We start from the raw sequence: 23,207 nt of genomic DNA on the forward strand, positions 1-23,207 counted from the left end.
GATGACGCCCTCAATTGTTGTTGATGGTGCTTCCCTTGACGATCACCTCGCCGTCGGCCTTGACGGTGATCTTGCCGCTGCCCTTGAGTGTAATATCCTTCCCGTCAGCGACAATGGTGCCGTCCTTTTTCATCGTGATCGACGCTGAACCGCATTTGAGCGTGATCGAGTCGCCCGCTTCGATCATCAGATTCTTGCCAACCTTGATTGAACTGTCTTCCGCGATTTGGATTCCGCTGCCCTTGCCGACCTTGAGCGCATGCCCGCCGCCGACATCGGTTGCGTCGTCCGCAGCGATCTTTGCTGACCTGCCCTTGCCGATCTGCGACGACTGCGCCCCGCCGATGGCGAAACTCTGATCCGCGCCGACATTGACGGTTTGCGCCGCACCGATGTCCCAACTGTCCGCGGCGCCAATACTGTGGCTCTGATTGATCCCAACGCTCACCGACCGCGTGGCCCCGATCGTGTTCGTCTGCGAAGCACCAACGGTTCTCGCTTCGGCGGCACCAACCGTATCCACGCGCGCGACACCCACCGTCACCGTCTGGTTGAGGCCCACTGTCTGCGAATGATTGGCGTCGATATTCTCCGTGGAGTTAGCAACGACGTGGATGGTCTCGTTGGCCTGGACCGTCAATGACCGGTTCGCACCAACCGTCTCGGTGTCATTGCTGCCGATATTCGTCGTCTGATCGACGCCGATTTTGACCGTCTTGTTGTTGCCGACGTCCTCGTCGAGGTTGTGGCCGACTGAGTGCTTGGCGTCGTGGTCGATACGGTCGGACTGGTCGTGCTGGACCGTCTTGTTGCGATCATGCTTGATCAGCAGATGGTGGTCCTTCTGGGCCTGGAAATTGACCAGTTCGGAACCGGCCTTGTCCTCGAACATCAGTTCGTTGTAGCCGCCGCCGCCTTTCGAGGAGTTGGATTTCCAGCCCGATTGCGTCGCGTTGCCCGGCAGCCCATAAGGCGGCATCTCAGCAGCATTATAGACGCGGCCGGTGATGATCGGCAGATCCGGATCGCCTTCGATGAAATCGACGATGACCTCCTGGCCGATGCGCGGGATCTGGATGAAGCCCCAACCGCTGCCGGCCCAGGTCTGCGACACGCGCACGAAGCAGGAAGAATTCTGGTCCTTCTTGCCGAGGCGGTCCCAGTGGAACTGCACCTTCACGCGCGCATATTTGTCGGTGAAGATTTCCTCGCCCGAAGGGCCGACGACGGTCGCCGTCTGCGGCCCACGCATGATCGGCCGCGGCGTGATGCGCGGCGGCCGGTAGGGCAGTTTGGTAGGTGATGCGCCGAGCACCACCTTGAAGTTCTCGCTGTGAGCTTCGTTCTGGGTTCGATAGCCGGGATCGAACAGCCGGTACTCGGCGCTGACCACCAGATAGTCCTGATTCTGGTCGTCGCGCGGAAAACTTTCCAGCGTGAACTTGCAGCCGGAGAAAAGGCCGCGCACGGTGCCCACCGCCGTGCTGTGCTGGTGCACGGCCTGAAGTTCCTCGCGACGGATTCCCGCAATCTTGTCGCCCCGCCCGACATCGAGATGCGCGCCGGGCTGGCGGTAGTTTTCGCCCGAAGCCTCCTTGTGGCCGAAGGGCTGGGCGGATTTCGCCATCAGATCCGCGCCGGGCTTCTCGAAATCATAATCCGTATGGGCATAGGCACCCGGTCGCACCGCGCTGCCCGGAATCCATTCGGTAATGTATTCGACATCGCGCCGCGAGCCGTGGCCTTCGAAATTATAGAGCACCTTCTCGTAACCGGGCGCCGGCTTCAGCTTGCTCATCGCATCACACAGCACCAGCGTGTGCTTGCCCTCGTCATGCTCGAAGAAATAAAAGATGCCTTCGTGCTCGAGCAGCCGCTGCACGAAATCGAGATCGCTCTCGTCGTACTGCACGCAATATTCGCGCGAGGGATAGGACCCCTGCAGCCGCTTCTCGAATTTGGCGATGCCGTATTTCGAGAATATCTTTTCGATGATCTCCACCGCCGTCATGTTCTGGAAGATGCGGCAGTCGGTGGTATTGCCGAGGAACCAGAGCCATGGCCTGACGATGGCCTCGTAAAAGGCCAGCCGGTCCTCGATGCGGGTAAGCTTGAAATCCGACACAAGGCCGCTGAACCAACGCTTCGGATCGGATTCGCCCTCGACCGAAACGACGCCGCCGAGCATCTTCAGCGGATCGACGTCACGGTTCTTCGAGACGAAGCCAACGGTATAGGCGAAACAACGGCTGACCTCATCGCGGCCGATGAGATGGGTGAAGGTCAGGTCGGCGCCAGCCGGGGTCTGCACAACCGTGGCACGTTCGTTCGGCATGGGTCGTGCCCCTCCTCGACGCGGCCGCCAGTGTGATGGTTTGAAGCCCCCGCTCTATTAACTGCATCACGTTCGGGAGCGTTCGAATTCACCGCACGCACGACTGCCAGCCTAGCACATGTTTGATGGAGGCCAAATAACAGCGATGGCCAAAGCGCGTCGCGCTGAAACGGATTCAGGCGACGCGCTTTAGGTCTTTGTTTTGATGCATGGTCGTTGTCCCAGAACCGCTGCACACTTCTGGGCGACATGCATTAAACCGCGCCCGCGCGCCGGTGTGAAACGCTCCTCTCCCGCTGGGCTTGCAAGCTGCTAGAATGCCGGAGCAATTCCGGGAAAGGCGCGCAGCGGTTTTCCGTCCGGAATTGGGTGAAAAATAAGTATTTATTGACCAAGTTCGGCGACGCTTACCGATGTTCATCTCTCTCCAGATCAGCAATGTCGACAAGTTGCCGGCCGGCACCGCCGCCAGCTTCGCCGTCCGCGACCGCAGCTTCGAGATCGGCCGTGAGAATTGCGACTGGACCCTGTCCGATCCTGACAAGTTCATCTCGGGCCGGCATTGCGAGGTCCGCTACCAGGCAGGTTCGTTCTGGCTCTACGATGTCTCGCGCAACGGCACTTTCGTCAACGGTTCGAGCCAACGCATGGCCGGGCCGCATCGGCTGGCCCAGGGCGACCGGTTGCTGATCGGCCGTTATGTCGTCGGCGTTTCGATCGAAGACGAACGGGCCGCGACCGGTCATCCGCAGGCCAGGACCGGGTCGACGCAACGCGAGCCGCCACCCTCGACAGGCCGCCCCCTGGATCTCGGCCACGGGCCATTCTCCAATCCGATGGAGCAGCGTCCAACCGGGGCGGCGCCGGTGTCGACATCCTCGGCGCTGCAGCCCGGCCCGGCGGCAGCCGCCTCCAATCGGCCCGCGGAAGCGGACGCGATGTTGCGGGAGATCGCCAAGGCGGCCGGCATCGCGCCGGAATTGCTGCAGTCGCGTGATCCGCACGACGTCGCCACCGAGATCGGCGCGGTGCTGAGGACCACGGTCGAGCAACTCTCACTGCTGCTCAAGGCACGCGCGGCGGCCAAGGTGCTCGCCAAGAGCGCGCACCGCACGATGATCGGCGCCGAGGACAACAACCCGTTGAAATTCGTGCCGGGCACCGACGACATATTGGAGATCATGTTTGCCAAGCGCAGGGCCGGCTATCTCGATGCCAGGCATAGTATCGAGGATGCGTTCCGGGATCTGAAGACGCACGAAATCGCCACCTACGCCGCCATGCAGGCGGCGCTGTCCCGGCTGCTCGACGACCTGTCGCCGGAGGCGATCGCCAAAAAAATTCCGCCTGCGTCTTTCTCGTCCAGGAAAAGTCAGGCCTGGGATGCGCTTGTCGCGACCTGGCGGACGATGGAAGACAGGCACGAGAACGGCATGCTGGATGTCTTCCTCGCCTATTTCGCCGAAGCCTACGCCAAGGCCGACAAGCAGAAATAGCCGCACGGGCACGGGCCCTCGCCGGCTGTATGTGACGAGCCTCATAGAAGAAGCCGCCTCTTCGATCATCTTGCTTTCCGATTTCAATCGGCGGCCCGTTTCAATTGGATGCCCGGGCGATTAGAATGCGCCGGGACGCTTGCCTGGCGGGCAAAGCGGCGTGGCTTGGGGCGTGTGCAGCAATGTCATGTTTCGGCGAAATGAGCCTTTCCATACGGCCCGCCGCCGGGGCTCTGCCTGAAGCGCGTCTCCCATCCGACCGAAGAGATGCTCGTTGCGCCGCGACCGTGGGTCGTCGCCGATGAGCTCGAAGGACGATTCCTCCAGGCCGGCGGACAAAACCGTGATCCGCGCGCCGCGGCCAAAGCAACGACCGCTTGCGGCTCCCGAGAGGTCCGGTCCGGAAGGCGTGCAGCCCGCTCCATCATCCACAAGGGAATCGACGGTGTTCGATCCCGGTGGCGGCCGGCAGATGCCGCCCGGCTGGTCGTCCGGAACCGTGCTCTTTCAAGGGCCTACTCCGGGAGCGGCCGCAAATGCGACGCCGGGGTTGCAGCAAGATGTCCTGCTCAACGCCGCCCGAGGCGTGAAATACGCCGCGGCAAATCCGATCCTTGCCGCCGCGGCACCGCTGCTGATCCTCTTCGGCCAATTGCGGCTGATGCCGGTCGAACGGCAGGCGGCACCGTTGGCGGAGCATATGGCCGAAGCGATCGAGACCTTCGACCGTACAATCGCGAAAGCCGGCATTGGCGAGGAAGACGCGCGGATCGCCAAGTTTGCCCTTTGCGAAACCGCCGACGACCTTGTCGGCAATTTGCCGTGGCCGAGCAAGGACAGCTGGCTTCAGCACAGCCTGGTGGCGCAGTTCTTCCACACCCAACCAACGGGCACCGGCTTCTACGAAGCGCTGAACAATATCCTCGCCAAGCCGGAAGCGCATTATGACCTGCTCGAACTGATGCATGCCTGCCTGTCGCTTGGCTTCGAGGGCCAGTATCGAGGGCTGGCGGGCGACCGAAACACGCTCGAACGCGTCCGGCGCGACGTCTACGACACGCTGCGCTACTTCAAGCCGCGCGCCGCCGATGACGTGTCGCCCCGCTGGCAAGGCATGGCGGCGGCGATGCCAAAGCCAAGGGCGCGGCTGCCGCTCTGGGCGGTCGCGGCCGCAGCGGCGACCCTGGTGACAGCGGCCTTCTTCGGATTGCGGGTGCTGATCACCGACGAAGGCGACGCGACCGCCGGCGAGCTGCTGGCGCTCAACCCGTCGACGCCCGTCACCATCGAGCGCGCCAGCGTGGCGCCGCCCACTGAGCCGGTGCAAGCCAGCCCGCCGCCGCCCGCGGTTCCAGACACGACCCAGATCGATCGCATCCGCGCGGCACTTGCCAAGGAGATCGCCGGCGGTGGACTGAGCGTCGGCGAGAAGGGCGAGTTCATCGTCGTCGAGATCAGCAACCAGCTTTTGTTTGCGTCCGGCCAGGCGGAGCTGAAGCCGCAATTCCAGCCCATCGCGGCCGACATCGCCACGACACTCGATGCCGAACCCGGACCGATCAAGATCGTCGGCCACACCGACAATGTGAAACCGAAGAAGTCGAGCACGTTCAAATCCAATTTCGATCTTTCCGTCGCCCGGGCGAAAGCCGTCCAGGCGATGATGGCCGGGCAATTGAAGGATCCGTCACGGCTCAGTGTCGACGGCAAGGGCGAGGACGAGCCGATAGCCGACAATGGAACGGCGGACGGCCGCGCCAGGAACCGCCGCGTCGACGTCATGATCCCGAAGGAGGAGACGCTGTGAGCGGGTGCCGCGGAGCAAGGCACTGATGCGCTGGATGCTGCGCATCTTCAGCTTGGCTGCGCTCGCCGGTTTCTCGGCGGCGGTCTGGTACGCCGGGCCGCTGATCCGCTTCGCCGATACGCGCCCGCTTGGGCCTGTGTGGCTCAGGGCCACGATCATCGGCATCACCGTTGCGGTGCTCGCGCTGTTCTACGGGCTTCGCTTCTGGCAGCGACGCAAGGCGCAAAAGGCGCTCGAAACGGCCATCGTGCGCAGTGACGAGCGCAACGACGATTCACAGGTGCTTGAAGCGAGCATGAGCGAAGCGATCGCGACGCTGAAGCGGACGAGCGGCAAGCGCAATTTCCTCTATGACATCCCCTGGTACATCATCATCGGCCCGCCGGGCGCCGGCAAGACGACGGCGCTGGTCAATTCCGGGCTGAAATTTCCGCTTGCCGGCACCGGCAGCGCGCAGCCGGTGGCCGGCGTCGGCGGCACGCGGTCCTGCGACTGGTGGTTCACCGACGAAGCGGTGCTGATCGACACGGCCGGCCGCTATACGACGCAGGAATCGGATCGCGAGCGCGACAAGGCTAGCTGGCTCGCATTCCTGGGATTGCTCAAGAAACACCGTACCAGGCAACCGATAAACGGCGTGATCCTCGCCATCAGCCTTGCCGATCTGATCGGCTTCGACGACCGGCAGCTCGACGCGCATGTCACCGAAATCAGGAGCCGCCTGCGCGAATTGCACGAGACGCTGAAGATCCGGTTCCCGGTCTATCTGCTCTTCACCAAGGCCGACCTCGTCTCCGGCTTCATGGACTATTTCGGCGATTTCGACGAGGCGCGCAGGCGCAAGGTGTGGGGCGCGACATTCCAGACCGCCGATCGCACCAAGAACATGGCCGGCGAGGCGCCTGCCGAATTCGACGGGCTGGCGAAGCGGCTCGCCGAAGAGGTCGCCGACCGCCTGCAGGAAGAGGCCGACCCGGTGGCGCGGATCGCGCTGTTCGGCTTCCCGGCGCAGTTCGGGGCACTGAAGGACCGGATAACGCAGTTTGTCGGCAGCCTGTTCGACACCTCGCGTAACCAAGTCAATGTCAGCCTGCGCGGGCTCTATTTCTCGTCGGGCACCCAGGAAGGGACGCCCTTCGATCAGGTGCTGGGCGCGATCGGCCGCAGTTTCGGCAGCGCTTCGCAAGCGCATCTGTCCGGCGCCGGCAAGAGCTTCTTCCTGCACGATCTGCTGGCCGATGTGGTGTTCCCGGAATCGGGCTGGGTGTCCTTCGACAGGGCCGCCGAGCGGCGCGCCAGGCTCGCCAGGTTCGGCGGCCTGGCCGCGATCGCGCTGGCGGCATTCGCGGTGCTCGGCGTATTGGGTCTCAGCTTCTTCGCCAACAAGTCGCTGATCGCCTCCACAAGGCAAGCCATGGCGCATTATCGCGACAGCGCCGATTCCCTGCTGATGAGCACGACGGTGACCGACGTCGATCTCGAAAACGTCATCGATCCGCTCGACCAGTTGCGCAACCTGCCTGCCGGGTTCGAAAACGGCGACCAGGGAAAGCCTATCGAGGAGACGTTCGGGCTCAGCCAGCGGGAGAGGCTGCTGTCGGCCTCCAAGACGGCCTACCGGCAGGCGCTGGAGCGAACTTTCCGCTCCCGGCTGCTGGTGCAGGCCGAGCGGACGATCCAGGCCAAGATGGCCGATCCGATCGCGCTCTACGAGCCGCTTAAGATCTACCTGATGCTGGGTGGGAAGGCGCCGAAGGTCGACGACGAACTGATCGTCTCCTGGATGAGGCAGGACTGGGAAGAGAACCGCTATCCCGGCGAAAACAATCGCGAGGGCCGCGCACAGCTCGAAAAGCATCTGCGAGCCATGCTTGCGCTTGACGACGCCTACGATCCGGTCTTCGAGCTCAACCAGCCGCTGGTCGAGGCCGCGCAACGCTCGCTGGGGCGCATGAGCCTCGCCGACCGCGCCTCGGCGCAGGTCAAGTCGGCCGTCTACGCGGCAAGGCTGCAAGATTTCTCCGTCGCCGCGAAGGCCGGTCCGGAAGCGCAGCTGTTGTTCGAGCGCAGGGACGGCAGCGAGCTTGCCGATCTTCGGGTCCCCGGCCTTTACACGCGCGCCGGCTTCAATCGCTTTTTCCTGCCGCAGCTCTCGCGCATCGCGCAGATGCTCGTCGACGACCAGTGGGTGCTCGGCGGCGGCGGCGAGCAGGGCGGCATCGACCAGGACCTGCCCAAGCTCGGTCCCGAGCTCATCGACCGCTACGGCAAGGAGTTCGCCGCCGCCTGGAACGGCGTGCTCGACCAGCTGAAACTCAAGGCAATGCTGAAGGACAAGCCGCAATATCTGGCGCTCTCCGCCGTCGCGTCGCCGGACTCGCCTCTCGACCAGCTGTTCACGGCGATCGCCGACGAGACCGCATTGACGAAGGACGCGGCCGCCGAGGGCGAGACCGGCACGGCGCAGGAGGATCCGGCAGGCATGGCCAAGGGGCTGGCCCGCATCGGCCTGCAGATCGCCGGCGGCAAGTCGCAAAGCCGCGCCGGCGCGAGCTCGACCGTTGCGCAGAATGCCGGCGCGAGCGTCGAGGCGCAGTTCCGGTCGTTCCAGGCGCTGGTCGGCGGGGCTGCCGGGCGCCGGCCGCTCGATGCGCTGACGCAGAATTTCCACGACATCTTCCAGAGCCTGAAGCTCTCAGCCGATGTCCCTTCTCAGACCGAACGCGTCAACGCCAACCTGCAGCTGCAGATCTCGACATTGCGCGCCAATGTCTCTCGCCTGCCCAAGCCGCTGGCGCGGATGGTCAACGCGGCGGCGGACGAATTCGAGGGCAATGTCGCCGAGACCTCAGTCGCCAACCTCAACCAGAACCTCGACCAGACGGTGACGCGCGCCTGCGAGGAAGCGGTCAACGGCCGCTATCCCTTCGCCAGCGACGGCAGCCAAGACATCTCGATGGCGGATTTCGCCAAGCTATTCGCGCCGGGCGGCCTGATGGACCGCTTCTTCGCGCAGAACCTTGCGCCGCTGATCGACATGACCGGCCAGGAATGGACCTGGAAGCAGGACGCGCGGTCCAGCAAGGACCTTGCAAAATCAACCTTGAAGGCATTCCAGTCGGCGGCGGAAATCCGTAGCGCTTTTTTTCCTTCCGGCGGCTCGGTGCCCTCGGTCTCGATCACCATCACCCCCACGTCGGTGAACAGCGAAGTCGATAGCGCTGTGCTCAACGTCGACGGGCAGACGGTCCAGAGCGCGCAAGCCGGCAACGCGCCGAGCATCGTGACATGGCCGAGCGGCGCCGCGTCCGGATCGGCGAGCCTCAGCCTTGTGCCGGAAATGCCCGGCCGCGAGTCCGCGCTCAAATTCGAAGGACCGTGGGCGTTGAAGCGGCTTTTCGACAAGGCGACCATCACCGGCGACGGCGCCAACGCCGAAGCCCGTTTCGTGATCGGCGGACGCGATGTCGCCTACACGATCCAGGTCGGCTCGGGCGCCAATCCCTTGCTGCTGCCGGCCTTGTCCGGCTTCAGCTGTCCGAAGGCGTTCTGAGATGTCCGGCTCCAGCCTTCATTTCGGTACTCTAATGTACACGCTTGTGGCAGAGTGGCCCGGGCACGCGGCCCATGGCTGGTCACAGAGGACGCCTGCTGAGCGCTTGGTGGCAAATTGAGCACTGTCGCCCTCCCCATCGAGAGCTTCGGCGTGAGCCACAAGGGCTGCGTGCGCGATCACAACGAGGACAATTACCTCATCGAACCGCAGACCGGCCTGTGGGTGGTGGCTGACGGAATGGGCGGGCATGAGGCAGGCGAAGTCGCCTCGGCCAGCATCGTCGACCACCTGGCGACGATCGGCATTGCCAGTTCGGCGCCGGATCTTCGCGCCCGTTTCGAGGACCGGCTTAGCCGCGCCAATGCCGAGATCCGCAACATATCGCGATCGCGCGGCATCACCATCGGCTCCACTTTCGCGGCCCTGCTTGCCATGGATGGGAGGTTCGCCTGCCTGTGGGCCGGCGACAGCCGCATCTATCTCGTCCGCAACGGCTCAATCTTCCAGGTTTCGAAGGATCATACCGAGGTGCAGGAATTGCTCGACCGCGGCATGATCAGCGCGGAGGAGGCGCTCACCTGGCCGCGCCGCAACGTGATCACGCATGCGGTCGGCGTCAGCGACGAGCTGGAGATCGATTTCCAGCAGGGCGAACTGATGCCGGGCGATGTCTTCGTTCTGGGCACCGACGGACTGACCGCGCATGTCAACGACGCCGAGATCGAGGCAGCGGTCAGATCCGCCACGCCGCGCGCGGCATGCCAGACCCTCTTGGATACGGTGCTGGCGCGCGGCGGAACCGACAATGTGACCATCGTGCTCGTGAAGATCGGCGGCGGGCACAACGGCGCGCACCATTCGGATCGGTCCGGAGCGGAGGCCCTGGCCAGATGAGCGACGACGACAAGACACGGATATCGACGAACGTCACCTATACCGGTGTCGGCACGCAACTCAGCGGCATTTACGAGCTCGACGAGAGGATCGCATCCGGCGGCATGGGCGAAGTCTACCGCGGCCACAACATCCAGACCGGCGACCATGTGGCGATCAAGATCGTGCTGCCCGAATTCGCCCGCGACCAGACGATCCTGTCGCTGTTCCGCAAGGAAGCGTCGATCCTCAACCATCTGTCGCATGACGCGGTGGTCCGCTACCACGTCTTCACCATCGATCCGGGGATCGGCCGCCCCTATCTTGCGATGGAGTTCGTGGACGGCCAGTCGCTGTTCGATGTCATGCGGCGCGGGCCGATGCAGGGGGATGATGTGCGTCGGCTTTGCCATCGACTGGCATCGGGGCTCGCAGCAGTGCACCAGGCGGGCGCGGTTCACCGCGACCTTTCGCCAGACAACATCATCCTGCCTGGCGGACGGGTGGAGCGCGCCAAGATCATCGATTTCGGCATCGCCCGCTCGGCGGCTGTAGGCGGTGAAACGCTGATCGGCGGAAAGTTCGCCGGCAAATACAACTACGTCTCGCCGGAACAACTCGGTCTCTATGGCGGCGAGGTCAGCGAGCAGTCCGACATCTATAGCCTCGGACTGGTGCTTGCCGCCGCATTGCGCGGAAAGCCGCTCGATATGAGCGGCTCGCAATACGAGGTCATCGAGAAACGCCGGACGGTACCGGACCTGTCGGATATCGATCCCGATTTCCACGAACTCATCGAAGCGATGCTGCAGCCGGATCCGCGCGACCGCCCGGCCAGCATGACCGAGATCGCCAGGGCAACGCGCGGCGAGGATCTCGAGGCGACATTGCCGCCGCCGGTATCGTTTGGCGCACGCGAACGCTCGGGCCTGCCGCGTGCCGGCTGGACGGCGCCGCCCGGCTCCAAGCCCCAGCCGTCCACGCCGCCCAGCGAGCCGCGCTTCGTTGAGCATGTGCGTCCGGCGCATCTGTCGGAGCCGCGGCCCGTGCCGGCGGCCGCACCGGCCCGCGCGCCCGCGCCGGCTGCGCCGAAAAAGGCTTCGCGGATGCCCGCCATCGCCGGCGGCGTCGCGGCGCTCGCGGTCCTGCTGGGGGGCGGGGTTTATTTCAGCGGCATCCTGGCGCCTCCGCCGGCGGCGGAAAAATCCAAGCCGCTGACGCCGAAGCCGGTTGCGGAAGCAGCCAAACCAGCGGCCGAAGCGCAGCAACCGGAGGCGCCGAAACCTCCGCCGCAGGCGCCGACCGTGCCTCAGCCGGAACCACCGAAGCCTGACAGCGCCGCCACCATCGAAACGGCGAACCCACCTGCGCAACCGGATGCGGAGGTCAAGACGCCCGTCGAGAAGCCGACGCCGCCCGCCACTCAGCCGGAGAGCGAGGCCAACAACCAGGTGCAGGCTCCCCAGGTCGAGACCAAGCCTGCACAGCCGCCGGCAGAGCAATCGCCGACACCAGCGCCCGCGCCGAAGGCCGCGGAGAGCCAGACGCCGGCGCAGCCGACCGGCGAGCCGCCGGCGGTCAAGACGCCGGAGCCAAGCCAGACGGCTGAAAACAAGCCTGTGCAGGAAACAAATCCGCCGGCGGCCAAGCCCAGCGTAAAAGACCTCGTCGACATGCTTTCCAAGTTGCCCAAGCCGAAGGCTTCCAGTCCTGCGGCCCCGGAAAGCCAGGCACCGGCGCAGCCGACCGCCCCGCCGGCCGAGCCAGAGGGACAGACCCCAACAGCCAGCCAGCCGCAAACGCCGATCGCGCCAGCACAGCCGGCGCCGCAACCGCAGCCGCCGGCGACCAAGCAGCCCGACGACACCGACGTCGCCATCAACGTGCCCAAGCCGGCGCTTCCGTCACTAGAACAGGATACAGCCAAGTGGATGGAGCGCCGCTCCTGGGTACGCGATTTCAGCGGCGGCAGCTGTTTTTACGCGAACGTGATATCGGGACCCGGCGCTTCCCCAGCGATCGAGGGATTCGGTGAGGCGGTCCAGCCCTTCGAACAATTGCTCAACGATTTCCAGTCCAGGTTCCATATCGAGCCGGACATCAGCGTGCGCCTCATCAACCCGCCCCAGTGCGGAGTACCCACCTTCCTTCGCCTTCTCGACCGGAGCTCGGCTGAAAAGCCGAAGCTTGTCCTCGACCGGACGTCGGTCCCGGACGGCTCGCCGGTCAGCGGCGCGCTGTATACGGGCGGCGGGCTCATCTCGAACGTAATGCTGATCGACCACAAGGGCATCGCTTTCAACCTCGACGATCGCATGGTGCCGCAAGCCGACAAGGTGACCTTCAACATCCCGATCGGCCTTGCCGCCCCGGATAAGGCGACCGGCAAAGCGGTGCCGCAGATCATGCTGGTGATCACCGGGCCCAAGGACATCCAGGCCGCCATGTTCTCAAGACCGACGCCGGCCTCGGAGCTGTTGCCCAGGATCCTCGAGGAGATCGAGGCCGACGGATCGCAGTTCTCCGCCACGGCCACGTATTTCCGGCTTGGCGGATAGCATGAACGCCGATGGACCTTCGCCGCCCGCGTTCATTGTGCCAGCCCTCGCCACGCAAGCAGCGTAGCCGGCTCCGATTCCCGCCGAGCTTCCCGGGCCGCATGACGCTTGCCGCGCTTCTCGGCGCGGCGCTGCTCTCAATCCTTTCGCCCAGCAAGGCGCATGCCGAATTCACCGTCTGCAACCAGACGCTCGACGTCGTCAATCTCGCCGTCGGACAGAAGGTCGACAATGGCGACCAGACGGACGGCTGGTGGACCATCGGCGCCAACCAGTGCGTCAATGTCATCCGCGAGGAGCTGACCAACCGCTACATCTACCTCTACGCGACGGACGTCTTCGGCCACGCGATCCTCGACGGATCGACCGAAATGTGCATCGATCGGAGGCGCTTCTCGATCCGCGGCATCGACGAGTGCTGGCAGCGCGGCCATATCGCGGCGCACTTCGTCGAGGTCGACACGCTCGAGCAGGTGCGCTGGACCTATTTCCTGACCGGAAACAGCCCGTGACGCACTCGATCGACACGAGCTTCAGGCAGAAGAAACAGGCGCGCCTGGCCGAGCGCCGACGCAAGCTCTGGCGCCGCGCTCTCGCCGGCCTTGCCACGCTCGCCGTCGTTGCGGTCGCCGCCGGCTTCTACCTGACCAAGGACTATTGGTCGTTCGGTGACGAGGACGAAGAGCTGCATCCCGTCGAGGGCATGGAAGACGTGCCGCCCGACGCCTCGGTCTATGTGCCGGCGATCATCGATCTGGCCGGCGATCCGATGTGGATCACGCTCGCGCCCGACGCGGACACCGCGACGAAGGGCCATACGGTGGCGCGTCCGGCCGAGCTCGACAGTTCCGGGGCTTCGCCGCAGATCGAAATCCTCTCCGACGTGATGCTGAGCGCCAGCGAGAAGTTCATGACGACAATCCCGTCGACGCAGGAGGATTTCGCCTTCTTCCAGGCGCAGCGGCAGGCCGCCCCCACGCCTTCGGCAACGGCACCCGACGATGAGCAACCGGCCCCGCCCGCTCCAGCCGCGGCGCCCGACGATCAACAGGGCGATCAGCAGGGCGACCTGGAGAATGACCTCCAGGCGGCGCCGGACGAAAGCGACACCGCCGCCGGTTCGGCGCCCAAGGCCGACGCCGACGACCCCGAGGCCGGCTGGGGCGAGACCATCGACCAGGGTGAAGCAGCACTTCCCGCCTTCAAGAAAACCGCGATCGAGAACAACACGACCGTTGCGACCGTCACCAGCGAGTATCAGCGCTTCGAGGCGACCGAGGACACCTTCGTGAAGATCCTCAACGACCGCAGCCTGGACAGCGTGGCGCTCGACGCGCATTTCTCCGCCGATGACGCGAGGCTTGCGGGCGAGGCGCTGAAAGCGCTGTTCAACCGCGACGGGCTGGAGTCCGGCTTTGTCGTCGCCATGCGCGGGTTCCGGCCGAACCGCGAGACGACGACCATGTCGCTGATGCAGGTCTCCATCTACGCGAAGAACGTCTATGTCGGCACCCTGACGCGCAACGCGGCCGGCGCCTTCGTGTCGGGCGTCGACCCCTGGGTCCGCGAGGACCTCTTCAACTATTCCGGCGCCTCGGACCAGGGCGGGCCAAAGCGCCAGTACCGTCTGCTCGACGCAATCTATTCGACGGCGGCGCGCAACAAGGTGCCGACCAGCGTCATCGGCGAGGCGATCATGTATCTGTCCCGAGGGCAGGATCTCGACGCCTTCGCCAGCGAGGACCAGCGCCTGGTGCTGATCTATTCGCAGACGCCGCGCGGCCAGGGCGAGATCTCCGGACGGGTGCTCTATGTCGGCGTCCAGGGCTCGGACAAGAGCCTCGACTGTTTCGTCTTCCAGCAGAGCGACGGCCAGTATGCCTGCGTGACCGGCGACGATCAGGTCCGCTCGCTGACCGTCACTAACGGCATGGTCACGCCGGTCGCCGGGGTGATGACCTCGACCTTCGGCCCGCGCAAGCATCCGATCCTCGGCACGGTCCGGATCCACAAGGGCGTCGACTGGGCGGCTCCGGTCGGCACGCCGATCATGGCCGCCTTCGACGGCGAGATCTCCTTCCAGGGCGATGGCGGCAGCTACGGCAATCTGGTGAAGATCACGCATGCCAACGGCCGCGAGACGCGCTACGCGCATATGCAGAAATTCGCCATCGCCAGTGGCGTCGGCACCAAGGTGAAGGCCGGCGACGTCATCGGCTATATCGGCACAACGGGGCTTTCGACCGGCCCGCATCTGCATTTCGAGCTCTACCGGAACGGCGAGGCGATCGACCCGCTGGGGACGGTCACCACGGTCGCCACCGCCGTTTCCGTCAGCTCCGGCGGCACCGGCGATTCCGCCGTCGAGACGCTGACCGACCGGATCGTGCATGTCGAAAGCGGCGGCAGCTCCCGTGCCAAGAACCCGCTGTCGTCGGCGACCGGCGCCGGCCAATTCATCACCAAGACCTGGATCCGGATGATGAACACCTATCGTCCCGACCTTGCCCGATCGCTTTCGACCGCCGACCTTTTGGCGCTTCGCTACGACGCGACACTGTCGCGCGAAATGGTGCGCAACCTGGCGCGCGAAGGGGAAGCCTATCTGCGCGCCCGCGGCCACCAGATCACCGCGGGGCGCCTCTATCTTTGCCATTTCCTCGGCATGGAAGGGGCGCATCAGGTGCTGGCGGCCGCGGGTTCGTCGCAATTGAGCGCCGTTCTCGGATCTGCCGTCATCCAGGCCAACCCGTTCCTCACCGGCAAGAGCGTCGGCTACGTCATCGACTGGGCCGAGCGCAAGATGGGGCAGAAAGCGCCGCGCGTGGCGACCGATCAGAGCCAGCCCGCGACGACCACGACCGAAGTCCGGCAGACCTCTCCGGAATTCGAAAAATACAAGCAGGCAATCACCGCGCTGATAAGTTCGATCCAGAATACGCTGGAGCCCGGCTAAAGCGCGACGCGCTGAACCGGATTCAGGCGACGCGCTTTTAAGTCTTTGTTTTGATGCATGTCGTCGTCCCAGAACCGCTGCACTTCTGGGCGACATGCATTAGCCGCGGTTTCCATGAAAGCGTTCGCCATCCTTTTGGGCGGTGCACTCAAGAACTGATTGAGGGCAAGGCGGAGCCCTGGCCTATGGGCAGGGCTCCTCCGGCTGTTTCGCTATGAGTAGCTGGCCGGCGACAGCGGCCTATTCCGTCCTGATCCGCATCTCGACCCGGCGGTTGACCGGATCGTAGGGATTGGCGACGCGCGGGTGCGACTTACCAACGCCGATCGGCTCAAGCCGGGTCGGTTGAACCCCGTTCGCCGTCAGGAAGGCCGCCACCGATTGCGCCCTTCGCTGCGACAGGTCCTGATTGTGACGATCCGTGCCGGTCGCGTCGGTGTGGCCTTCGACGACGAAGCTGAACGTGCTCAGCCGGTTGTCCTTCAGCGCCTTGGCGAACTCGTCCAGCTCCGTGCGCGCGGTCTGGTCGAGCTGGGCCGAATCCAGGGCGAAATTGATCATCATATCGAGGCCGGCCTTTTGGGGCGGCGCCTCGTTCTTCTCGGCCTTGCTCTTGCACTCTTCCTCGGTGCCGACGCAGATGCCGCGTGAGGCGCCGAGATTGCCCTGGCCGGCGAAGAACTTCACAATGTCTTCCGATTTCTGAAGCGGATCGGCGGAAATGTGCGTTGAAAAAAGCACGGCCGCCAATGCCAAGGCTGAGCTGCCCCACCGCATGACCGTCACTCCTGTTTGAGCTGGTTTCGCTGGAGCGAACTATATCAAATCTTGAAGGGATTGTCTGTGAACAAGCGCACGTTGCCAGTGGCCGCGGCCTGATAGAGTTGGTTCGCCGTTTCCGTGAAACGGCGAACGTTCCAGCTGTTTTGTTCTGGGGCAATTGCAGACGGAAAGCCGCATAGCACTTTTCCTGGAATTGCTTCGAAGGCTGAGGCTTGACCGGCGCTCGGCCGCAGGCTTGAGTGCTATTTCGCCGGTTCTCGGGGTGCGGCAGCCATGGCCAATGAACTCGGATACAGAACAGCAAGGGATCTCTTTCTCGCCTGTCCCGCGATCGCCCGGGACATGAAATCGCCGGCCGCCGCTCAGCCCCCGCTCGAGTTTTGCCGCACCCTGCTCGCCGGACGCGTGCCGGAGGAAGCCGTCACGTTCTGTGCCTACCTCCTGCCCGAACGCGCCGCGGTCTGGTGGGGACATGAATGCCTGAGCAATCTCGCAGAGCTCCTTGCCGACAGGGATCTCGAATTGCTGGCGCTTGTGAACGACTGGGTGCGCGAGCCCGGCAATCCCCACCATCGAGCGGCCCTGAGCGACGCCGTCGATCTGTCGCCGGCGACGCCGGCTCAGTGGATCGCGCTGTCAGCGGCATGGCGTGAACCGGCTTTCGACATGCTATCGACCGGATTTCCCGCCGCCCACGCTGTCAACGCCGGGATCCTGGCGGGGCTGGCCCGTGTCTCGACAGCAGACCGCTTTGGCGTGCTCTCAGCTTTCGTCGAAATGGGAATCCAGATGGTGGAGATGGAGGCGCAACGACTATCGGTCGACGCGTATTAGGGGCTTTCCGCCAGCAACATTCTGAATGCCCTAAACCGCGTCGCGCTGAAACCGTTTCAGCGCGACGCGCTTTAAGTCCTTGTTTTTATGCATGTCGTTGTCCCAGAACCGCGTACACTTCTGGGCGACATGCATTACGATCATTGGCAGCCGCCTTGCGCCCACCTGGCGAGCGCGACCTTGAAGCGGGTGCCGAGCGGATGCTGGAGGCGCAGGACGGAGACGTCGTTGGCGGCGAAATTCTTCGCCTGCTCGCAGAGGCGGGTCTCGTTCCATTGATGACAGCCGTCGCAGTGCTTGCCTTGCCAGACCGACTTGTCGAGGCCTTCGACCGGACTGAAAAGCGGTTCTCCCTTGATCAATTGGGCGATGCTCTTGCCGTCGATCGCCGGGTCGCCGAACTTGACCGGGCGATCGAAAAAGATCGGCCCGTCCGTCGCCAGCTTCGGAATCTTCTCGCGCAGCGCATTGAGCGCAAGCTGGTCGTCGGTCCGGCCGGATGCCGCGCCCGTATTGCGCGTCTCGGAACCCGCTTCGCCCTGCGGCGCACCCGCCTCGCCGACGATCAGCGGCGCGTTGAGATCGACCTTATGGAGGACGACCTCGGTGGTCAGCGAGACATTGATCCAGGGCCGCTGCTTGCCGGCGGTCGCCTTGAAGACGTCGCTGGTCACCCTGTTCATCGCTTCGGTGATGGAGACATTGGATTCGCCGATATGCTGGAGCAGCGCGGTGGTGAAAGGCGAGTGGTCGCCCGACCCGTCATAGGCAAGCTGGTTCGGGCTGGCGGCGAAAGCGACCAGGGTGCCGGCACCGCCATTTTCGATCGGGATTTCGGCAAGGCCGCTGCTTGCGCCTTTTATGCCGGCGGTCTTCGCCAGCACCTCAGCAAGCGGGTTGTCCCGGCAGGCGTCGAGGAAAACCAGCCTGATGCTGGTCTCGCGCGACATCTGGCGCAGGACGAAATCGACAGAGACAGCCTCGAAATCCAGCGAGGTCTCGTCCTCGAGCGCGGCATCGACCGGAAGCAAATAGTTCTTGCCGGAGACCTGCAGGCCATGGCCGGCATAGAAGAAAAGGGCGATGTCGGCGCCGCGCACCTCTCTGGCGAACTGGGCAACCGTACCTTGTGTCTGCTGCTTGGTAAGGTCGAAGCCGGAGACCACCTCGAAGCCGAGGTTCTTGAGCCGCTCGGCCATGGCCTGCGCGTCCCGCGCCGGGTTGGCGAGCGCCGCTGCATGCTGATATTGCGAGTTGCCGAGCACCAGCGCGACGCGACGCTCGGCACTCGCGGCCGTCATCGTCAAAAGCAGGGCAAGCGCCACGAGCCCCGCAGCGCGAAGCATGCCACCGCAAAAGGCGATCGGACCAGAACTCACCGCGACCTCAGTTGGCGAGTTTGCTGGCGGAGAATTCGATCCGCCGGTTGAGCGCCTTGTTCTTGGGCGTGTCGTTGGCGGCGACCGGCTTGTCCTCGCCATAGCCGGCGGAGCTTAACTGGTTGCGCGGAACGCCGTCGGCGACAAGCGCGTCGGCGACCGCCCGGGCGCGCCGTTCGGAGAGCGCTTTGTTTGCCTCGGGCGATCCGTCGGAATCGGTGTAGCCGGACACCTCGACCTTGAGGGCCGGACATTTGCCGACGACGCCTTCGACCTCCGCCAGCAGCGGGCGGCTCTTGGCGTCGAGCCTTGCGCTCGCCTGACGGAAATAGATGGCGCCGGTGCGCGAGAGCACGGCAAACCTGTTGAGGCACTCCTCGTCGCTGAAATTGGCCTTCGCGGCATCGGTGGCGACGGGACCGACCTCGGCAGTGCCGGCCGCAACGGTCTGCACGGCGGCCGGCTTGCCGCCGTCGGCCGTGAAGACGAAATCAAAGGACACCGACGCGGTGGGCACGATGTTGGTCACATTGGCCGCCTGCTGCAATTTGTCGATGTTGGGCAGCAGGCCGAAATCCTCGACATGGACCGCGACGGGTGCTTCCGAAGCGACGGAAACCTGAGTGTCGCTGATCATGGTGACGACGACGCTCGCCTCGAGATCCTTGTCGACGCCATGCAGGCTGAGGCGGAACGGCAATGTCGTCTTCACCCGGCGCCTGGTCGGCAGATCGGCGAATGCCGCGGGGTCCACCTTCGCCGTGACCTCGGCCGTCGGATAGGTGAAGGTCTCGAAAAACAGGAAGCGCATGCGAACGTTGCGCAGGTCGACGCCGGTGTCGACGGAATTGAGGTCGAAGCTGATCTTGGCGTCGCCGGTGGAACTCAGGGTGCCGGTGATGTTCCTGATCTTGTTGGTCTCGACGATCGTGTTCTTCTTGACCGACTGGTAGGTGAGCACCGAAGCGGACGGATCGAGCGTCCAGTTCGGCGCGGCGTCGGCGGCTTGCGGTTCGAATAGCGACAACGCGAACAGCGCAGCGACGATGAAAGCGGCGGATCGCGCGGCGGCTTCCAAACGCATGCTCCGCCAGAATGCGACGACTTCGACCATGGAACGCCCCCCTAAGGACAACCCTATATCGATACCGGCACGTGACCGGAGCATAGAGCACTTGCCCCGACTTGGCGAGCGGTTCTAGCCGCTCGCCAAGTCCAAAATCCTGGCTGCGGAAATGGCCGACCAGACGGAGGCAAGCGAGCGACGGCAATCAATGGCAACGTCGCAACGAGTTGGCTGCCGTCAAACGCTCATCCCCAACCACCACCACCGCCGCCACCGCCACCGCCGCCGCCACTGCCACCGCCTAAGGGAGGCACGACGACAGGTGTGGTTTCTTCCTGCACGGGCCTGATCAGTTTCTTGGCGGTGACCTTCTTCTGCTTGACGATCTTTGGCGCGGTTGTCGCGCGGACGACCTTCGTCCTGTGCTTCACCGTCGGAGCCGGCTCGGCCGTGGGCATCACGGTCGTGCACCCTGCGACAGCAAGGGCGCCGGACAGGATTGTTGCGACGATTATCTGTTTCGATCCCCAGCCCACCACATTGCCTCCTTGTTGGTCAGAACAAGTCCCGACGCGGATTGGCCTGTTCCCAGACCGCCCTGGCCGTCTTGACCAGTTGATCGTCCAAGGAACCGTCCGCCAAAATCTTCGATTTGAGTTCCCCACGCATCTGCTTCAGAGCGGCAGTCTTGGCCTTGGCTCCGAATTTCGCCAGCGTGGTCCTTGCATCCGGAATTTCGTTGCGAAGGTCGAGCGCAGCGGCGAACGCAAGGTAGCGCGCGGCCAGGGCCTGGTCGGCCTTATCGCCCCTTTGCATCTCCAGAGCCGCACGATCATAGGCGGCCGACTGATCGCCCCGCTTGGTAGCCAGTTCGAACAGCCTTTGCGCTTCGGCAAGATCCTGCTGCACGCCGACGCCGTCCCTGTACATGCGCGCAAGGCTGCCGGGAGCGTAAGGCTGGCCGAGGTCCATCGATTTCTGGAAGAGCGAGAGCGCAGTCTTGGGGTCTTTCTCGACTCCCGTGCCAGCGAGATAATTGCGGCCGAGCAGGTTCATCGAATACATGTCCTGGCGCTCGACCCCAGCCTTGAGGAAGGCAACGGCCCTAGCCGCATCGGCGGGCACGCCGTTACGGCCCTCGGTGAAAATCGCCGCGAGGTCGTTCATGGCATAGGTGTGGCCCATCGCCGCCGCCTTGAGCAGCAAATCCAGACCCTTGCCGGTGTCGCGCTCAACGCCGTAGCCGTTGAACAGCGCGCGGCCCCATGACGTCATCCCGTAGGGATCGCCCTTGTCGGATGCCGCAGCGTAGAAGCTGTTGGCCTGCTTGCGGTTGGTGGGCATTCCCGTCCCGGTCGCGTTGAGGTAGCCGAGCTCGAACACCGCGCGGACATGCCCCCTGTCGGCAGCCTCCTGGATCGCCTTCTTGGCCTCATCGACCTTGCCGGCCGCCAACAGCGCCCGTCCGAGCTCGTAATGGAAGCGAGCGACGTCCGGATAGGCCTTCACCGCTGCCCGGCAGACGTCCACGGCGTTGCTGCTGATTTCGTTCGGCAGCAGGCCGGGGACGACGCCCTGCAAGTCGAGAGGCTCGCCGGCCTCCCTGTCGCAGGGGTCGACACTTGGCGACAGCTTCATTGTCGCCGGCTTGGATGAAGTGTTGTCAGCCCGGATTTCGACGCCGACTATCAGTGGTTTGACGGCGCCGATCTGCGGTTCGTAACGCAATTGGTCGACCTCATCGGCCATCAGGCTGGAATCCGGAGACAGGGTCCGATCCGGCAGGGACAGCGTTCCCGTTGCCGGATAGCTCGCGAGCTTCAGGCTGACCGCGGGATCCTTGGTCGGGAAATCCAGCTTCAGCGGCACCGGGCCGACACCGACCGGGACGCTGATGTCGCGGTTCTCGATCGCTTCGGCGGCGCCGGTGATGTGGATGCCGCGCTCCACCGTCTCCTGCTTCTGCTCGGACTCGAGCGAGGCCACGAGCTGCTTGCCCGCGGCGCCCTCGCCATTCTTGACCCGGAATACCAGGATGCCTTGCGATGCGCCGCCCCATTCGTCATGCGTGGCATAGGCCAGCATGTCGACTTCGTCCTCGGCGCCGGCGCCCTTCGGTACATCCATCTCGAGCCGCGGCAGATCCTTTCCCGCTATCGGCTCACCCGTTGCGACCGGCTTGCCGTCCAGGATCAGGCGCCCGAGCGCCGGCGGCCTTTCAATGCTGACGGTGACCGCGCCGCCGTCGACATCGACCGGCACCGGCAGGCCGAGCGCGACGGGTCCGACACCCGACGGCACGGTCTTCTCCAGCACCGGCGGCAAAGCCGGCCGGTTGGCGCGGCGCATCAGCACCACCTCGTCGATCAGCGAGGAATTCTCCCACGGAACCTGCGCGCCTTTGGTAGCCTCGACCACGTCGCGGCGCACAGCCGCCATGACCGAGCGTATCTCCTGGTTCGGTGCCAGCGCACGGCGGGAGAAGGCGGATGAAAACGGGCTGAGATCCCCGGAGCCGTCATAGGCGACCGCACCGGGCTCCGTGGCGAAGGCTATCAGAGTGTTCAGCGAACTTTTCACCTGCGCAAGGCCGGTGCCGCCGGCCGCAATCAACTGGTCGCGCAGCCAGTAGTCCTTGCGCGGGAACGGGTTGTTGCGGCAAGCGTCGAGGATGATCACCTGGATCTTCGATTTGGCGCGCAATTGCTGCAGGACGTCGTCGAGCTTGACCGCCTGGACCTCGATGTCGGCTGCATCCTTGAGCGACGCATCGACCGGGATCAGGAAATTCTCGCCGCCGATCTGAAAGCCGTGACCCGAATAATAGACGATCGCCAGATCGGCGCCGTCCGCCGCCGCGAGATAGTTGCGGAACTCCTTCTCGAACTGGAGTTTGGTGAGGTCCTTGGCGACGAACACATCGAACCCGGCCAGCCGGAACGTGTTCGACACGTCCTCGGCATCCTTGTCCGGATTCTTGAGCGCCGGGATCTCGCGGTATTCGGAATTGCCGATGACAAGCGCAACCCTTCGATCGGCATGGGCCTGCACTGTCGTGAGGCCCACGAGGATCAAGGCTGCAATCAGCGCGCAGCGTCGCAGCATGGCAAAATCCCTAACTGCTATCACCTGTCGGCCGCAAGAACGCAGCTTGCGGCATCGTGGTCTGTTAAAGACTTCACAATCTGCCAAGACGGCAAGGACGCGCCCTGCGATGGCAACGCAGGCCGCGTATCCAATAAACTGCTAAAATACCCCAGAGGCGCGGGCGCTGCAATGACCTGGGCAAGCGCATCCCCCTCAGTCGACGCAGGATCGCCACGAGCGAGTCACGCCGGCCCCAGCGAATATCGGCCGACCTCACCCGGCCATTGCCTCCGCGCCGCACCGCGCGTTTATTAAAGCGCCGCAGCAGCAGTCGAGAACCAGATGCTGATATCGAGGGAGCGATTTCGCCGGCCATGATGCGGCATGGGGCTACCACCCGCACCGGCGTCGGATATCGTATGTTAGTTTACTGGCACGAAAGGTGGTTCTGCGATACGGTTTGAAAAAGGGGGCGTT

The 23,207-nt window shown here is 64.3% G+C and carries 14 protein-coding genes; 8 read left to right on the forward strand and 6 right to left on the reverse strand.

Annotation, left to right across the window (positions count from 1 at the left end; all coding sequences use genetic code 11):
• Window positions 1-10: 10 nt before the first annotated feature.
• Window positions 11-2,335: a type VI secretion system Vgr family protein gene (locus RFM98_RS22965; RefSeq protein WP_320310970.1), complete on the reverse strand. Its 2,325-nt coding sequence runs from the start codon at window positions 2,333-2,335 to the stop codon at window positions 11-13.
• A 413-nt stretch (window positions 2,336-2,748) separates the two neighbouring features.
• Here RFM98_RS22965 and tagH point away from each other — a divergent pair, with 413 nt between their 5' ends.
• The 7 genes from tagH (at window position 2,749) to RFM98_RS23000 (ending at window position 15,581) form a co-directional block, all read left to right on the forward strand.
• On the forward strand, window positions 2,749-3,831 hold the full coding sequence (tagH, locus tag RFM98_RS22970; protein WP_320310971.1) for a type VI secretion system-associated FHA domain protein TagH: 1,083 nt from the start codon (window positions 2,749-2,751) through the stop codon (window positions 3,829-3,831).
• Between the two features lie 445 nt (window positions 3,832-4,276).
• A complete protein-coding gene (tssL, locus tag RFM98_RS22975) occupies window positions 4,277-5,638 on the forward strand; it encodes a type VI secretion system protein TssL, long form (protein ID WP_430682340.1) in 1,362 nt (453 codons plus the stop codon).
• A 25-nt stretch (window positions 5,639-5,663) separates the two neighbouring features.
• Window positions 5,664-9,191 (forward strand): type VI secretion system membrane subunit TssM, encoded by a 3,528-nt coding sequence (gene tssM / locus RFM98_RS22980; RefSeq protein ID WP_320310973.1) that lies wholly within the window; start codon window positions 5,664-5,666, stop codon window positions 9,189-9,191.
• A 117-nt stretch (window positions 9,192-9,308) separates the two neighbouring features.
• On the forward strand, window positions 9,309-10,088 hold the full coding sequence (locus RFM98_RS22985) for a PP2C family protein-serine/threonine phosphatase (RefSeq protein WP_320310974.1): 780 nt from the start codon (window positions 9,309-9,311) through the stop codon (window positions 10,086-10,088).
• On the forward strand, window positions 10,085-12,625 hold the full coding sequence (locus RFM98_RS22990; RefSeq protein WP_320310975.1) for a serine/threonine-protein kinase: 2,541 nt from the start codon (window positions 10,085-10,087) through the stop codon (window positions 12,623-12,625). Before RFM98_RS22985 ends, RFM98_RS22990 begins: the two co-directional genes overlap by 4 nt.
• A gap of 101 nt (window positions 12,626-12,726) precedes the next feature.
• The gene (locus RFM98_RS22995) at window positions 12,727-13,137 is read left to right on the forward strand and encodes a DUF1036 domain-containing protein (protein WP_430682341.1); all 411 of its coding nucleotides are present in this window, start codon (window positions 12,727-12,729) and stop codon (window positions 13,135-13,137) included.
• Window positions 13,134-15,581, forward strand: a complete 2,448-nt coding sequence (locus RFM98_RS23000) for a M23 family metallopeptidase (RefSeq protein WP_320310977.1) — start codon at window positions 13,134-13,136, stop codon at window positions 15,579-15,581. Before RFM98_RS22995 ends, RFM98_RS23000 begins: the two co-directional genes overlap by 4 nt.
• Before the next feature lie 240 nt (window positions 15,582-15,821).
• On the opposite strand, the gene RFM98_RS23005 is transcribed toward RFM98_RS23000, so the two are convergent.
• Complete coding sequence (locus RFM98_RS23005; RefSeq protein WP_320310978.1) at window positions 15,822-16,358, reverse strand: OmpA family protein; 537 nt, start codon at window positions 16,356-16,358, stop codon at window positions 15,822-15,824.
• Between the two features lie 279 nt (window positions 16,359-16,637).
• Here RFM98_RS23005 and RFM98_RS23010 point away from each other — a divergent pair, with 279 nt between their 5' ends.
• Window positions 16,638-17,198 (forward strand): DUF6931 family protein, encoded by a 561-nt coding sequence (locus tag RFM98_RS23010; RefSeq protein WP_320310979.1) that lies wholly within the window; start codon window positions 16,638-16,640, stop codon window positions 17,196-17,198.
• 140 nt (window positions 17,199-17,338) lie between these two features.
• Here the strand turns inward: RFM98_RS23010 and RFM98_RS23015 are convergent, their stop codons facing one another.
• The 4 genes from RFM98_RS23015 to RFM98_RS23030 form a co-directional block, all read right to left on the reverse strand.
• Window positions 17,339-18,544 carry a caspase family protein gene (locus tag RFM98_RS23015; protein WP_320310980.1) on the reverse strand — a complete coding sequence of 402 codons (1,206 nt, stop codon included), beginning with the start codon at window positions 18,542-18,544 and terminating at the stop codon, window positions 17,339-17,341.
• Between the two features lie 40 nt (window positions 18,545-18,584).
• Window positions 18,585-19,691: an OmpA family protein gene (locus tag RFM98_RS23020; protein ID WP_320310981.1), complete on the reverse strand. Its 1,107-nt coding sequence runs from the start codon at window positions 19,689-19,691 to the stop codon at window positions 18,585-18,587.
• Window positions 19,692-19,888: 197 nt separating this feature from the next.
• The gene (locus RFM98_RS23025) at window positions 19,889-20,179 is read right to left on the reverse strand and encodes a hypothetical protein (protein WP_320310982.1); all 291 of its coding nucleotides are present in this window, start codon (window positions 20,177-20,179) and stop codon (window positions 19,889-19,891) included.
• 19 nt (window positions 20,180-20,198) lie between these two features.
• Complete coding sequence (locus RFM98_RS23030; protein ID WP_320310983.1) at window positions 20,199-22,748, reverse strand: caspase family protein; 2,550 nt, start codon at window positions 22,746-22,748, stop codon at window positions 20,199-20,201.
• Between the last annotated feature and the right edge of the window lie 459 nt (window positions 22,749-23,207).

The sequence above is a fragment of the Mesorhizobium australafricanum genome, assembly GCF_033977265.1.
Taxonomy (GTDB): domain Bacteria; phylum Pseudomonadota; class Alphaproteobacteria; order Rhizobiales; family Rhizobiaceae; genus Mesorhizobium; species Mesorhizobium australafricanum.